The following is a 13,423-nucleotide window of genomic DNA, read 5'->3' as shown; positions in this document are numbered from 1 at the left end:
TGCGGACCAAGGTCCGCACCCACCACAGCAAGTGGTAGCCCCACCCAAAGTGGTAGCCCCACCCACCACAGCAAGCGGTAGCCCCCAACGCCTGCCTACGGCCGGTACTGCGCCCTGGCGTTGGCAATCACCGTTTTGACCAGGTCACGGTCGGTGTGCCGTGAGATCGCCCGCGCACCGAGCGCGATGGCCTGCGCGCGCAGCTCGGCGGTGACGTCGTAGTGGGCACCGCTGGCCTTGTTCTGGAAGGCCCGCGGGGGAATGCCGAGCTGCGCCGCCATCGCGTGCAGCTCGGCCAGGGTGTCGGCCATCAGGTGCGCCCAGCGCTGTCCGCGCCAGGGATGCACCGCGTCATCAACGTAGACCGTCACCGCCGCGGCCGGTTCAGGCCTGCGGCTTGCTGTCGCTGTCAGCGGCCGGAGCGGCCTCGGCAGCGGCGTCTTCGGCCACGTCGCCCTCGGCGGCTTCGCCTTCCTCGCCTTCAGCAGCGTCGACGCCTTCGAACTCGGCGACCAGCTTGTCCAGGTACTCGTCAGCGGTCTGCTCGGATTCGGCCGCCAGGGTATCCAGCAGCTTCTGCAGCAGTTCGGAGTACTCCAGGTTGACCTTGCGGCCTTCCTTCTCCTGCACGTTGGCCAGGTGCTTGAGCATGGCCAGCATCGGCACCGGGTTTTCGGCGTTGCCCATGGTCTGGCCGCCGATGGCCAGCAGCCACTCACGGCCCTGCAGACCGATGGCCGCGACCACCTGGCCGTCTTCACTGGTCAGCACGGCATGGTTCTGCACCTGCTGCTGGGCGTTCAGGCGGAGGAACGGGCGCTTGGCCTGCTGCTTCTTGCGCTTGTCGCGCTTGGCCTTGGAGTTCTGGGACATGGGGTGGGGTCACCTGGAAACGGAAAGACCGCCATTGTAGCGGGTGCGCCGGGTGATGCCCCTGGTGCGTGCGGACCTTGGTCCGCACGCTTTCCCGGATGTGCGGACCAAGGTCCGCACCCACCGTTTACTTTGCAGGCCCCTGTGCAGCCTGCACGTCCGGGTCGGCGCTGGGCGCCGACAGCCCCACCTGCGGGCCGGCACCGGCCAGTGCGGCCGCTTCGGCGGCCTGGGTCATCACCACGATGCTGATGCGGCGGTTGATCGGGTTCTGCGGGTCGCCCTTGTCGAACAGCACCGACGAAGACAGGCCGACCACGCGGGTGATCTTGCTGTCCTCCAGGCCGCCGTCCACCAGTGCGCGGCGTGCGGCATTGGCACGATCGGCGCTCAGTTCCCAGTTGCCGTAACCGCGCGCGGCGGAATAGGCGGTGATGTCGGTATGGCCGGTCAGGCTGATCCGGTTCGGCACGTGGTTCAGGTACTCGGCCAGCTCGTGCAGGATCTGCTGCGTGTACGGCTTCAGCGTGGCGCTGCCGAGGTCGAACATCGGCCGGTTCTGCTTGTCCACGATCTGGATGCGCAGGCCTTCCGGGGTCAGGTCCAGCAGCAGCTGGTCCTTGAACGGCTCCAGTGCCTGGCTCCTGCTGATCGCTTCCTGCAGCTCCTTCATCAGCGCTTCCAGCTGCTGCTTGTCGCGCTGCTGCTGGTCCACCGGCTGCGGCACCGCTTCCTTCTGGTTCTGGAAGGGATCGTTGCTGCTGCCCCGCGAGATGTCGGTGGCACCGCCGAGTTTGATCATCGAGGTGCTGGCGCCGCCCGGGCCGGCCATGCCGGGGGCCGGCGTGGCGTTCTGTCCGCTCAGCGGGCTGGGGTTGCGGAAGTACTCGGAAATGGCCGCACGGTCGTTCTTGTTGGTGGTGGCCATCAGCCACAGCACCAGGAAGAACGCCATCATCGCAGTTACGAAGTCGGCATAGGCCACCTTCCACGAACCGCCATGATGGGCGGCGTGGCCGGCCTTCTTGACCCGGCGGACGATGACGGTGGGCTTGGTCTCGGCCATGGCTTACTTGACCGTCTTCAGGTGCTGCTCGAAATCGGAGAAGGCCGGGCGCACGTTCGACGGCAGCGTCTTGCGGGCGAATTCCAGCGCGATCTTCGGGTTGTAGCCGCGCAGGCAGGCCAGCAGGGCGGTCTTCACCGATTCGTAGATGCGGCTGTCCTGCTCGGCGCGGGCCTCCATCGCGGCCGCCATCGGGCCGACGAAACCGTAGCCCAGCAGGATGCCGAGGAAGGTGCCGACCAGCGCGCCGGCCACGTGGCCACCCACTTCGACGATGTCGCCGCCGATCGAGCCCATGGTGATGACGATGCCCAGCACTGCCGCCACGATGCCGAAACCGGGCAATCCGTCGGCGACCTTGTTCATCACCTGCGACGGTGCCATCGCCTCGGCGTGGTGCTTTTCCAGTTCCAGTTCCAGCAGCGGTTCCAGCTCGTGCGGCTCGATGTTGCTGCCGATCATCAGGCGCAGGCAGTCGGTGATGAAGTCGATCAGGTGGTGGTCGGCCTGCACCTTGGGGTAGTTGCCGAACAGCGCGCTCTCGGCCGGGCGCTCGACATGGTCTTCCAGTGCCATGAAGCCTTCGCGGCGGGCCTTGTTGAGCAGTTCATAGAGCAGGCTGAGGACATCGATGTAGTCCTGCTGCTTGTAGCGCGGGCCCTTGAACACGCCGACCATGGCCTGCAGGGTCTGCTTGACCGTCTTGGCCGGGGTACCGACCAGGAAGGCGCCGAGCGCGGCGCCGCCGATGATGACCAGCTCGTAGGGCTGCCAGAGGGCACCCAGGCGTCCGTGGGCCCCGAGGTAGCCCCCGAGCACGCTGATGATGACGATCAGGAATCCAACGATGATGAGCATGGGGCGACGCAAGGAGAGGGGATATCTCCTTGTCGGCCCATCGCCCGGATTTCTGAAGAGGGAATTCTGTGAAATCGGTCAGCGGGGTGTTTCAGCCCGCCACACCGCTTTCCGCACCGCCACGCTGCAATGGATCGGGCCAGGGCTCGCCATTGCCGGTGAACGAAAGTGAGACGGAGTTCAGGCAGTGGCGCTCGTAGGTGGGCGGTGGACCGTCCGGAAACACGTGGCCCAGGTGGCTGCCGCAGCGCGCGCAGGTGATCTCGGTGCGGACCATGCCGTGGCTGGTATCGCGGATCTCGCGCACGTGCGCCGGGTCGAACGGCGCGAAGAAGCTGGGCCAGCCGGTGCCGGAATCGAACTTGGTGCTGGAGCGGAACAACGGCAGCGCGCACAGCCGGCAGCAGTAGACGCCCTCGCGCTTGTTGTCGAGGAATACGCCGCAGAACGGCGCCTCGGTGCCGTGCTGCAGCAGCACGCGGCGTTCCTCGCTGCTGAGGCCGGCGACCAGCGCCTCGGTCTGGGTGGCAGTGGGGGGCGTCAGGTCGAAGGCGGTCATGGCGGCGCTCCGTGGGGTCGATGGCCTGGGGATGCCGGAAAACGTGGGGGTGCCGGCGCGTGCTTGCAAGTGTGATGGCCGTTCATGGCCGGCACACAGGTGCAGGCGCAAGGTGAATGCGATCCACGCCGGAGCGTGACATGAAACCGACCCTTTCCCTGCTGTTGATGGCCCTGCTGCCCCTGATCGCGCAGGCCCAGGTACCGACGTCGTCGAGCCCGACCGCCACCCGCAGTGCCACCACCGTGGCACCGCAACCGGTGGTGCCGCCGCCACAGGCTGCGCGCCCGCAGCCGCAGGTACTGCCCTCGCCGCAGCCGGCACAGCCGATCAAGTCCACCGGTCCGGCCCAGGCCGCGCCGGCGCCGGTCCCGAAGCCGGCCGACAAGGTCTATGACCGCAATGGCCGCATCGTTCCCGGGGTGCGCCCGGCCGGCCCGAACCGCGTGTTCGACTCGCGCACCGGCCGCTATTACGACAGCGTGCCGGCCGGCGATGGCCAGCAGATCAAGCGCTGACCTCTGGTGCCAGACAAGGTTGGCAGCTACTGCGAGCCGTGCGGGCTGAACGCACGAAAACAGCTTCCTGGCGATCACTGCTTTTTCGCCTGCGATTAACCGTTCCGGGACCACCGTGGCCCTGCGCCGGCATTCCGCCGCCGCATGTCCTTCGTCCACTGGATCGCGATCATGAAAAACCAGCAGAACCGTCATCCCGGCAAGGAACCGCAGGGCCGTAACCCGCAGCAGCAACAGCAGCAACAGCAGATGGACCCGCAGCAGCCGCACAAGGGCGGCAAGCAGCAGGAACAGCGCTCGCAGAAAAATCCGCAGCAGCGTTGACGGACTCCGGGGTCGGATCCCGCATGGCGGGCTCTGACCCCATCCTGCAACCGCCTCAATCCGGAATCGGCAGGCTCAGCGTTTCCTTCACCTCTTCCATCACGATGTAGCTCTTCGACTCACGTACGTGCGGCAGTGTCAGCAACGTGCTGCCGAGGAGCTTGCGGTAGGAGGCCATTTCACTGATCCGTGCTTTCAGCAGGTAATCGAAGTCGCCCGACACCAGATGACACTCCAGCACGTTCGGCAGCTTCAGGGCCGCACGCCGGAACTCCTCGAAGATGTCGCCGGACTTGTAGGCCAGGCTGATCTCCACGAACACCAGCAGGCTGGCCTTCACTGCGGCCGGGTCGAGGTGGGCGTGGTAGCCGGTGATCACCCCTTCGCGCTCCAATCGACGCACGCGCTCGGTGCACGGGGTGGTCGACAGGCCGACCCGCTCGCCAAGCTCGGTGAAGGAGATACGGCCCTCGGCCTGCAGGATGCGCAGGATCTTGCGGTCGATCTTGTCCAGTTCGCGGGTACGGGTGGCCATGGCCGTCAACCTTGGGGAATGAATTGCAGGAGAACATCCTGCCGGTTGATTTCAAAACAGGCAAATCAACTGGGAATGGCTGTCTATACTTCCCCAATTATGGTCCCGGCACGCTCCAGTGCAGGGAATGATCGGGTTGGAGAAGTCCCATGCGAGTCCTAGTTCTCGGCAGCGGCGTGATCGGCACCACCAGTGCCTGGTACCTGCGACAGGCCGGGTTTGAAGTCACGGTCATCGACCGCCAACCCGGACCGGCGCTGGAAACCAGCTTCGCCAATGCCGGCCAGCTGTCGTTCGGCTACACCTCGCCGTGGGCGGCCCCGGGCGTGCCGAAGAAGGCCATCGGCTGGCTGTTCGAGAAGCACGCGCCGCTGGCGATCAAGCCGGGCATGGACCTGGCCCAGTACCGCTGGCTGTGGCAGATGCTGCGCAACTGCACGCATGAGCGCTACGCGATCAACAAGGCGCGCATGGTGCGCATGTCCGAGTACAGCCGCGACTGCCTGAACGAACTGCGCGCGCAGATCGGCATCGAATTCGAAGGCCGCGACCTGGGCACGACTCAGTTGTTCCGCACCCAGCAGCAGCTGGATGCCTCGGCGCAGGACATCGAGATCCTGGCCCAGTACGGCGTGCCGTACGAGGTGCTGGACCGCGCCGGCATCATCCAGGCCGAACCGGCCCTGGCCCATGTCGATGGCCTGGTCGGCGCGCTGCGCCTGCCGCGTGACCAGACCGGCGACTGCCAGCTGTTCACCCGCCGCCTGGCGCAGATGTGCGTGGATGCCGGTGTCGAGTTCCGCTTCGACCAGGACATCACCGGCCTGGAGGTCGATGGCGACCGCATCACCGGCGTGCGCATCGACGGCAAGCTGGAAACCGCCGACCGCTTCGTGGTCGCGCTCGGCAGCTATTCGCCGGCGCTGGTCGCATCGCTGGGCATGCGCCTGCCGGTGTACCCGCTGAAGGGCTACTCGCTGACCCTGCCGATCACCGACCCGGCGATGGCGCCGACCTCGACCATCCTCGATGAGAGCTACAAGGTGGCGGTGACCCGTTTCGATGACCGCATCCGCGTCGGTGGCATGGCCGAAGTGGCCGGCTTCGACCTGTCGCTGTCGCAGCGCCGCCGCGAGACCCTGGAGCTGGTGGTCAGCGACCTCTACCCGAAGGGCGGTGACCTGTCGCGCGCGCAGTTCTGGACCGGCCTGCGCCCGGCCACGCCGGACGGTACGCCGGTGATCGGCGCCACGCCGTTCCGCAATCTGTACCTCAACACCGGCCACGGCACGCTGGGCTGGACCATGGCCTGCGGCTCGGGCCGCTACCTGGCCGACCTGATGAGCGCGCGCCAGCCGCAGATCAGCACCGAAGGCCTGGATATTTTCCGCTACGGCCAGTACGGTCACGCGCCGCAACAAGAGAACCGCACATGCGTCCTGCCCGCGCGCTGATCGATCTGGGCGCCCTGCGCAGCAACTACCGGCTGGCCCGTGAACTGGGCGGTGGCAAGGCCCTGGCGATCATCAAGGCCGATGCCTACGGCCATGGCGCGGTGCGCTGTGCGCAGGCGCTGGAAGGCGAGGCCGATGGTTTCGGCGTGGCCACCATCGAAGAGGCACTGGAACTGCGCCAGGCCGGCATCCGTGCGCCGATCCTGCTGCTGGAAGGCATCTTTGAGCCCAGCGACATGGCGCTGGTGGCCGAGCATGACTTCTGGTTCGCCGTCGGTTCGCCGTGGCAACTGGAGGCCGTTGCTGCCTTCGACAGCCCGCGCCCGTTGACGGTGTGGCTGAAGCTGGACAGTGGCATGCATCGCCTCGGCCTGGACGTGGACAGCTTCCGTGCCGCGCATGCACGCCTGTCGGCGCTGCCGCAGGTCGAGCGCATCGTGCTGATGACCCACCTGGCGCGCGCCGATGAGCTGGACAGCGAACGCACCCACGAACAGGCGGCGACCTTCGCGCGGGCCATCGACGGCCTGGAGGGCGAGACCAGCGTGTGCAATTCGCCGGCGCTGCTGGGCTGGCCGGATGTACGCAGCGACTGGGTGCGCCCGGGCCTGATGCTGTACGGCGCCAATCCGTTGCCGGACAACACCACGCTGACCGAGCGCCTGCGCCAGGTGATGACGATGCAGTCGAAGGTGATCGCCGAGCGCTGGATCGAGGCGGGTGAGCCGGTGGGGTATGGCGCGCGCTTCGTGGCCAAGGCGCGCACCCGCGTGGGTGTGGTCGCGCTCGGCTATGCCGACGGTTATCCGCAGTTCGCCCCGAATGGCACCCCGGTGCTGATCGACGGCCAGCCGGGAGCCCTGATCGGCCGCGTGTCGATGGACATGCTGACCGTGGACCTGACCGCGCATGCGCAGGCCGGCATCGGCAGCGTGGTGGAACTGTGGGGTTCAGCGCCGACGCTGTCCGAACTGGCGCCGCGCTGCGGCGTGAGCGCGTACCAGCTGCCGTGCGCGGTCAAGCGCGTGGCGAAGGTGTACGTGTAGCGCCGAGCCCACGCTCGGCTTCGGTAGCGGCCGACCTGGGTCGGCACCGTGTAATGCGTGTCGACCAAGGTCGACACCTACCGAGGGGCCTAACGCGCAGCGGTGGCCTGGCTGGCCAGCTGGCGCTTGACCCAGTCATCGATCAGGCGCTTCTCGTAGCGCAGCGGATCACTGTCGCTCTTGAGCCCCAGGTTGTGCAGGTAGCCGGTATCGCTGAGGCGCGCATCGCCCTCGCTGACGATACGGCCGCTGGCGTCCTTCAACGTGTACTGCAGGCTGATCCGCGGCGGATAGATGTCGCGCATGATCCGGATGTCGCGGCCACGCGGGCCGTGCCACGGCTCGTAGTCACCGGCACGCTTGATGTCCACCAGGGTCACATCGAGGGTCTGCCCTGGCTGCAGTGGCTTGGCAGCGGTGGTCTGCAGGTAGCGGGCCAGCTGCTGTACCCAGTCACCGCGTTCGGCCTCAAACCGGTTGGTGCTCTGGCGGATCTCGGTGAATTTGGCCGGATCCTCCCATTTCACGCTGACCGGGCCATCGGCCTGCAACGCGCGCGGCGCGTCCGCATCGGTCACGGTACGCGGTGCAGCGTTGGCGCCGCCCGCCACCAGGGCGCCTGCCAGCAGGGCAATCGCGAGTGAGCGTTTCATGACGGTCTCCTGCGTCCCCGCGCTGGGGACGATGTTGATCACAGATCGAGTGTGATCCTGTGGCCGGGCCACCGCAATGGCCGATTGCGTCGTGCGCAAGGGTGGTTGCCGCCAATTCATCGACGTCAACCATGACTGACGACGCTTGACGCTGTGAATACGCGCTTTGGAAGATGCTGTGCTTCCAATCCGGCCTGCACAGACGCCCTTGTCCACACTGCCGCCCCTCGTGGAGCGCCCACCGATGATGGTGCCAGCGCCCGAACCCGACCTGCATCATGGCGTGCTTGAGCGCATCAACGCCGGTTTCTGCGTGATCCAGGTGCTGTTCGAGGGCGATCGCGCAGTGGACTACCGTTTCATCGAGGTCAACGATGCGTTCGAGCGCCACACCGGCTTGAAGGACGCGCGTGGCCAGCGCATGACGGCGCTGGAACCGGGCCATGAGGAAGACTGGTTCCGCATCTACGGCGAAGTCGCGCGCAGTGGCCGCCCGGCCCAGTTCGAGATGGAAGCGCGTGCGCTGGGCCGCTCGTTCGCGGTGGATGCGGTGCGCGTGGGCCGTCCGGGCGAAGACAAGGTCGGCATCCTGTTCTTCGACATCACCGCACGCAAGCAGATGGAAGTGGAGCTGGGCGAAAGCGAAGCCCGCTTCAGTGCGCTGGCCGACGGCCTGCCGATGCCGGTGTGGGTGCTCGACGAGCGCGGCCATGCCCGTTTCGTCAACAGCGCTTTCAGTGAGTTCTTCGGCGGTGACGAAACACGCGTGCCGGAAGATGTCTGGCGCGGCCTGGTGCATCCGGACGATGCATCGGTGTTCGAGTACGAACTGCAGGAAGCACTGAAGGCGCAGCGGTCGATGCATGCGCTGGTGCGGGCCCGACGCGCCGATGGCGAGTGGCGCTGGCTGGAGATGAACGCACGCCCGCGCTTCTCGCGGATGGGCCGCTTCATCGGCCTGGCCGGCAGCAGCCCGGACGTGACCGAACGCCGCGAGATCGAACTGGCGCGCGAGGAGCTGCTGCAGTCCGAGCGTGCCGCGCGCAGCGCCGCCGAGAACATGGCGCGGCTGAAGGACGAATTCCTGGCCACGCTGTCGCATGAACTGCGTACGCCGCTGACCACCATCCTCGGCTGGAGCGAGCTGCTCCTGCAGCGCGTGGACAACACCAGCCCGCTGTACAAGGGCCTGAACGTGATCGCCAACAGCGCCGGTGCGCAGAAGCGGCTGATCTCGGACATGCTCGACCTCAGCAGCATGCTGCTGGGCAAGGTGCAGCTGGAGGTAGAGATACTGGACCTGCGCGACCTGCTGGGCGAAGCCATCGGCGCGCAGGAGCTGGTCGCCGAGGGCAAGGCGCTGGACGTGAGCCTGCTGCTGCCGGAGCAGCCCAGCCTGGTGCTGGGCGATGCCACCCGCCTGCAGCAGGTGATGTGGAACCTGCTGTCGAATGCGATCAAGTTCACCCCGGCCGAAGGCCGCATCGACCTGCAGCTGCAGGCCGACGGCAACCACTGGGTGATCACCGTGCGCGACACCGGCGACGGCATCGCGCCCGAATTCCTCAATCATCTGTTCAGCCGCTTCCGCCAGGCCGATGGCACCACCACCCGACGCCATGGCGGCCTCGGCCTGGGCCTGGCCATCGTGCAGCAGCTGGTCGAACTGCATGGCGGTACCGTCACCGCTGCCAGCGAAGGCCATGGCCACGGCGCCACCTTCACCGTGCGTTTGCCGCAGCACATTCCCGATGCCGAACGGCGGCCACTGCGCGAAGTGATCAGCGGGCCGATCCTGGAGCCGGTGATCGTCGAACCGTATCCGCTGCGTGGCATGCACGTGCTGGCGGTGGAAGACCAGCCGGAAGTGCTGGAGTACCTGCGGCGCATGCTGGAAGAGCAGGGCGCGAGCGTGTCGGCCGCCAGCTCGGCCGGTGAAGCGCTGGCGCTGCTGGCCGATACCGGCCACCTGCAGTACCACGTGATGCTGACCGACATCGGCATGCCGGGCATGGATGGCTATGGCCTGGTGCGCACGCTGCGCGAGGACATGGGCGTGGATGCGATGACCCTGCCGGCGGTTGCCGTGACCGCGCTGGCACGTGCCGATGACCGGCGCCGAGCGCTGGCGTCAGGCTTCCAGGAACATGTCGCCAAACCGTACTCGGTGGCCCAGCTGGTGGCTGCGGTACGCAAGGTGCAGGTGCCACGCGCGGACAGCGCGCTGCACTGAGCATTCACGGCCGATCGGCGACCCTGCACGCAGGAGGTCGCCGATGTCCCGTACAGCTCCCCGCATCCATACCGCCCCGGCGCAGATCGCGCGCCTGGAAGCCCTGCTGCCGCAGCTGGAAGGCGAAACGCAGGTGCAACTGACCCTGCACGATGGTCGCCACCTGCTTGGCACCGTGGCGGTGAAACCGACCGTGCAGCAATACCGCAACGAAGCAGGCGACGAAGGCAGCAACGGCCAGCTGCGCCTGGATGACTACGACACACCGGTGCAGCAGCACCATGTGTGGCTGGATGAGATCGCCAGCATCCGCAGGTTGCCGCCGAGGGTCTGACGGCAACCTGCCGGGCCCATCCCCGCTTGGCGTGGATCTACCAGAGGTTGCAGTAGCGCCACGCCATGCGTGGCTGCTGCGCTCAGTGCTCGAACAAGGTCGGCGTCGCTTCGAACCGGCGTGCGTACGCGCGCTCCTCTGCGACCCTCGCCACCTCGTCGTCGGCCAGGTCCGGCGCGCCATACACCGCATAGGCCACGCTGCCGTCGGCACCATGGCCGACCTGGTGCAGCCGGTAGCGCGAGTGGCCGCCGCCGGTATCCTCGGGGTAATGCACGGGCGGATGGCTGCCTTCCAGGTCCATTTCACTGTTGTCGACCACGCCACCGACGAACAAGGCTCGCATGCAGGTTCTCCTGGGTTTCCGGGGGGAGCCTCTACCCTGAACGTTCCAATGTTTCTGGCGGATCAAGGCCCCGTTCGGGTTTCGCAAAGCGGTTGCCGGGGGCGGCCCGGCCAAGCCGGTACAATGGACGGCCCTCACGCTTGAAGTACCCGCGCCGATGGCCTCCAGCGACGACGCCCCCCTGCAGACCCTGTTCCTGCCGTTCTCCCAAGGCGCCCTGCGCTGGCCGGAGGGCCCGGTGGCCTTCCTGCGTGCCCGCGACGGCTGGCCGCTGCGCGAAGCGGCCGGCAACCGCGAGGTGCACTGCGAGCAGAGCTTCGCCCCGTTCGCGCAGCCGCTGCAGCAGGCCGCCGGCTGGACCGTCAGCGGCCAGTTGGATGATGTGGCCGGCAAGGGCCGCTACCCGCTGGTGCTGGTGCTGCCGCCGCGCCAGCGTGAAGAAGCCCGCGCGCTGTTCGCCCGCGCGCTGGCGCTGGTTGCCGACGGCGGCCGCATCGTTGCCTGCCAGTCCAACAACGAAGGTGCACGCTCGGGGGAGGGCGACCTCAAGCAGCTGACCGGCCTCGGCGGCAGCCTGACCAAGAACCACTGCCGCGTGTACTGGACCGCCCCGATGCAGGGCCAGCACGACGCCGACCTGGCCAAGCGCTGGTCGGCACTGGATGCGGTGCGGCCGATCGTCGGCGGCCGTTTCCTCAGCCGCCCGGGCGTGTTTGCCTGGGATCGCATCGACCCGGCGTCGGCGCTGTTGGCCGAGCACCTGCCGGCCGACCTGGCCGGCCGCGCCGCCGACCTCGGCGCGGGCTATGGCTACCTGTCGCGCGAGCTGCTGGAACGCTGCCCGAAGATCACCGCGCTGGACCTGTACGAAGCCGAGCAGCGCGCGCTGGCACTGGCCGAACTCAATCTGGCGCCGCCGCCGCGCCCGCTGCCGCTGCGCTTCCTGTGGCAGGACGTCACCGCCGGCATCGAGCCGGGCTATGACGTCATCATCAGCAATCCGCCGTTCCATACGCCATCGCGTGCCGACCGCCCGGACATCGGCCAGCGCTTCATCGCCGTGGCCGCGCAGGCGCTGCGCCCGGGCGGGCGCCTGTACGTGGTGGCCAATCGCCACCTGCCGTACGAGTACACGCTCAACGAGAGCTTCGGCGCGGTGCGCGTGATCGCCGAGCGTGATGGCTTCAAGCTGGTGGAAGCGGTGAAGGGGAAGGGCAAGTGAAGCTGGTCAAGCTCATCGCCAACCTGGGCTATGGCAGCCGCAAGCAGGTGCAGTGGATGTTCCGCGAAGGCCGCGTCACCGACGCCGACGGCGAGGTGCTGTACGCCGACGACCAGGTGCCGCACGAGGCGATCCGCGTCGACGGCGAGCCGCTGGACCCGCCGGTGGGCCTGTCGATCGCGCTGCACAAGCCGGCCGGCTACACCTGTTCGACCAAGGATACCGGCCGCCTGATCTACGATCTGCTGCCGCCGCGCTTCCGCGACCGTGATCCGGTGCTGTCCACGGTGGGCCGCCTCGACCGCGAGACCAGTGGCCTGCTGCTGCTGACCGACGATGGCAGCCTGCTGCACCGGATCATCTCGCCGAAGTCGAAGCTGCCGAAAGTCTATGAGGTCGAGTTGAGCGACGACCTGCGCGGCGACGAGGTAGCGCTGTTCGCCAGCGGTACGCTGATGCTGGAGTCCGAGAAGACGCCCCTGCTGCCGGCTGAACTGGAGGTGCTGGACGCGCGTCGCGCGCGCCTGGTGCTGCACGAAGGCCGCTACCATCAGGTACGCCGCATGTTCGCCGCCACCGGCAACCACGTGCAGGCCCTGCACCGCAGCCGCGTCGGCGGGCTGGACCTGCAGGGACTGGACGAGGGGCAATGGCGGCAGCTCACCTCCACCGACCTGGATACGCTGTTCGCTCCATGACCACCATCGCTGCGCTGCCGTTCCTCCCCGACGCCGTCATTTTCGACATGGACGGCCTGATGATCGACAGCGAGCGGGTCTCGCTGGCCTGCTGGAGCGAGGCCGCCGACGAATTCGGGCTGGGCCTGGACGAGGCGGTGTTCCTGCGCATGGTCGGCCTCGGTGACCGCGACACGCATGCGCTGCTGCGTGCGCAGGGGATCGAGGACAGCGTGATCGAGGCAATGGCTGCACGCTGCCATGAGCTGTACGAAGCACGCACACAGACCGGCCTGCCGCTGCGGCCGGGCATCCTGGAGCTGCTGGAGCTGTTGAAGGAGCACGCGGTACCGCGTGCGGTGGCAACCACCACGCGGCAGCCGCGGGCCAACCGCAAGCTGGCCGCTGCCGGCCTGTTGCCGTATTTCGATGCGGTGATCACCAGTGGCGACGTGGCGCGGCCGAAACCGGCGCCGGACATCTACCTGCTGGCCGCGCAGCGGCTGGGCCAGGCCCCGGAACGCTGCCTGGCGCTGGAAGACTCACCGGCCGGTACGCGCGCGGCATTGGCCGCCGGCATGACCGTGATCCAGGTGCCGGACCTGGTGCATCCTGACGAAGAGCTGCGCGCACTGGGCCACCGTATCGTCGGCTCGCTGGTGGACGCGCATGCGCTGCTGCTGCCGTTGTTGCCGAGGTAACGGTGGGTGCCGACCGTTGGTCGG

Annotated in this window: 17 protein-coding genes; 9 read left to right on the top strand and 8 right to left on the bottom strand. The window is 67.6% G+C overall.

Annotation, left to right across the window (positions count from 1 at the left end; all coding sequences use genetic code 11):
• Positions 1–95: 95 nt before the first annotated feature.
• The 5 genes from AC13GF_RS05025 to msrB all read right to left on the bottom strand — a co-directional run bounded on the left by AC13GF_RS05025 (position 96) and on the right by msrB (position 3,356).
• A complete protein-coding gene (locus AC13GF_RS05025; RefSeq protein ID WP_126928767.1) occupies positions 96–371 on the bottom strand; it encodes a DUF4031 domain-containing protein in 276 nt (91 codons plus the stop codon).
• 13 nt (positions 372–384) lie between these two features.
• A complete protein-coding gene (locus AC13GF_RS05020; protein WP_412704845.1) occupies positions 385–873 on the bottom strand; it encodes a hypothetical protein in 489 nt (162 codons plus the stop codon).
• A gap of 127 nt (positions 874–1,000) precedes the next feature.
• Positions 1,001–1,939 carry a flagellar motor protein MotB gene (gene motB, locus AC13GF_RS05015; protein WP_483003561.1) on the bottom strand — a complete coding sequence of 313 codons (939 nt, stop codon included), beginning with the start codon at positions 1,937–1,939 and terminating at the stop codon, positions 1,001–1,003.
• 3 nt (positions 1,940–1,942) lie between these two features.
• On the bottom strand, positions 1,943–2,797 hold the full coding sequence (gene motA, locus AC13GF_RS05010) for a flagellar motor stator protein MotA (protein WP_483003560.1): 855 nt from the start codon (positions 2,795–2,797) through the stop codon (positions 1,943–1,945).
• Positions 2,798–2,888: 91 nt separating this feature from the next.
• Positions 2,889–3,356, bottom strand: coding sequence for a peptide-methionine (R)-S-oxide reductase MsrB (gene msrB, locus AC13GF_RS05005; protein WP_005412124.1), 468 nt, complete (start codon positions 3,354–3,356; stop codon positions 2,889–2,891).
• A 140-nt stretch (positions 3,357–3,496) separates the two neighbouring features.
• Here msrB and AC13GF_RS05000 point away from each other — a divergent pair, with 140 nt between their 5' ends.
• Positions 3,497–3,874: a classical arabinogalactan protein 4 gene (locus AC13GF_RS05000; protein ID WP_483003559.1), complete on the top strand. Its 378-nt coding sequence runs from the start codon at positions 3,497–3,499 to the stop codon at positions 3,872–3,874.
• A 144-nt stretch (positions 3,875–4,018) separates the two neighbouring features.
• A complete protein-coding gene (locus tag AC13GF_RS04995; protein ID WP_483003557.1) occupies positions 4,019–4,198 on the top strand; it encodes a lana protein in 180 nt (59 codons plus the stop codon).
• Positions 4,199–4,253: 55 nt separating this feature from the next.
• Here the strand turns inward: AC13GF_RS04995 and AC13GF_RS04990 are convergent, their stop codons facing one another.
• Positions 4,254–4,733 carry a winged helix-turn-helix transcriptional regulator gene (locus AC13GF_RS04990; RefSeq protein WP_005407919.1) on the bottom strand — a complete coding sequence of 160 codons (480 nt, stop codon included), beginning with the start codon at positions 4,731–4,733 and terminating at the stop codon, positions 4,254–4,256.
• A gap of 149 nt (positions 4,734–4,882) precedes the next feature.
• Between AC13GF_RS04990 and AC13GF_RS04985 the strand changes: the two genes are divergently transcribed.
• Positions 4,883–6,187, top strand: a complete 1,305-nt coding sequence (locus tag AC13GF_RS04985; RefSeq protein WP_010484119.1) for a D-amino acid dehydrogenase — start codon at positions 4,883–4,885, stop codon at positions 6,185–6,187.
• Entirely contained in the window at positions 6,166–7,233 is a 1,068-nt protein-coding gene (gene alr, locus AC13GF_RS04980; protein WP_483003555.1) for an alanine racemase, read from the top strand. Before AC13GF_RS04985 ends, alr begins: the two co-directional genes overlap by 22 nt.
• Before the next feature lie 89 nt (positions 7,234–7,322).
• On the opposite strand, the gene AC13GF_RS04975 is transcribed toward alr, so the two are convergent.
• Positions 7,323–7,886, bottom strand: coding sequence for a DUF3016 domain-containing protein (locus AC13GF_RS04975; RefSeq protein ID WP_010484117.1), 564 nt, complete (start codon positions 7,884–7,886; stop codon positions 7,323–7,325).
• 244 nt (positions 7,887–8,130) lie between these two features.
• Between AC13GF_RS04975 and AC13GF_RS04970 the strand changes: the two genes are divergently transcribed.
• Both AC13GF_RS04970 and AC13GF_RS04965 read left to right on the top strand, forming a co-directional pair.
• Positions 8,131–10,119 (top strand): hybrid sensor histidine kinase/response regulator, encoded by a 1,989-nt coding sequence (locus tag AC13GF_RS04970; RefSeq protein WP_126928776.1) that lies wholly within the window; start codon positions 8,131–8,133, stop codon positions 10,117–10,119.
• Between the two features lie 43 nt (positions 10,120–10,162).
• Positions 10,163–10,453: a DUF3247 family protein gene (locus tag AC13GF_RS04965; RefSeq protein ID WP_483003553.1), complete on the top strand. Its 291-nt coding sequence runs from the start codon at positions 10,163–10,165 to the stop codon at positions 10,451–10,453.
• Between the two features lie 82 nt (positions 10,454–10,535).
• Here AC13GF_RS04965 and AC13GF_RS04960 read toward each other — a convergent pair whose 3' ends face one another.
• Positions 10,536–10,799, bottom strand: coding sequence for a hypothetical protein (locus tag AC13GF_RS04960; RefSeq protein ID WP_005407925.1), 264 nt, complete (start codon positions 10,797–10,799; stop codon positions 10,536–10,538).
• A gap of 157 nt (positions 10,800–10,956) precedes the next feature.
• Between AC13GF_RS04960 and AC13GF_RS04955 the strand changes: the two genes are divergently transcribed.
• Genes AC13GF_RS04955 through AC13GF_RS04945 form a run of 3 tightly spaced genes read left to right on the top strand, consistent with a single transcriptional unit; the run spans position 10,957 to position 13,399 of the window.
• Complete coding sequence (locus tag AC13GF_RS04955) at positions 10,957–12,021, top strand: class I SAM-dependent methyltransferase (RefSeq protein ID WP_043398893.1); 1,065 nt, start codon at positions 10,957–10,959, stop codon at positions 12,019–12,021.
• Positions 12,018–12,719, top strand: coding sequence for a pseudouridine synthase (locus tag AC13GF_RS04950; protein WP_126928779.1), 702 nt, complete (start codon positions 12,018–12,020; stop codon positions 12,717–12,719). The genes AC13GF_RS04955 and AC13GF_RS04950 overlap by 4 nt, the downstream gene beginning before the upstream one ends.
• Positions 12,716–13,399: an HAD family hydrolase gene (locus tag AC13GF_RS04945; protein ID WP_483003551.1), complete on the top strand. Its 684-nt coding sequence runs from the start codon at positions 12,716–12,718 to the stop codon at positions 13,397–13,399. The genes AC13GF_RS04950 and AC13GF_RS04945 overlap by 4 nt, the downstream gene beginning before the upstream one ends.
• Positions 13,400–13,423: the final 24 nt, after the last annotated feature.

It is taken from the genome of Stenotrophomonas sp. 22LJNL06-5-1 (assembly GCF_056861455.1).
Note: the sequence above shows the minus strand (reverse complement) of the source record. Positions and strands in the feature narration are given on the sequence as shown.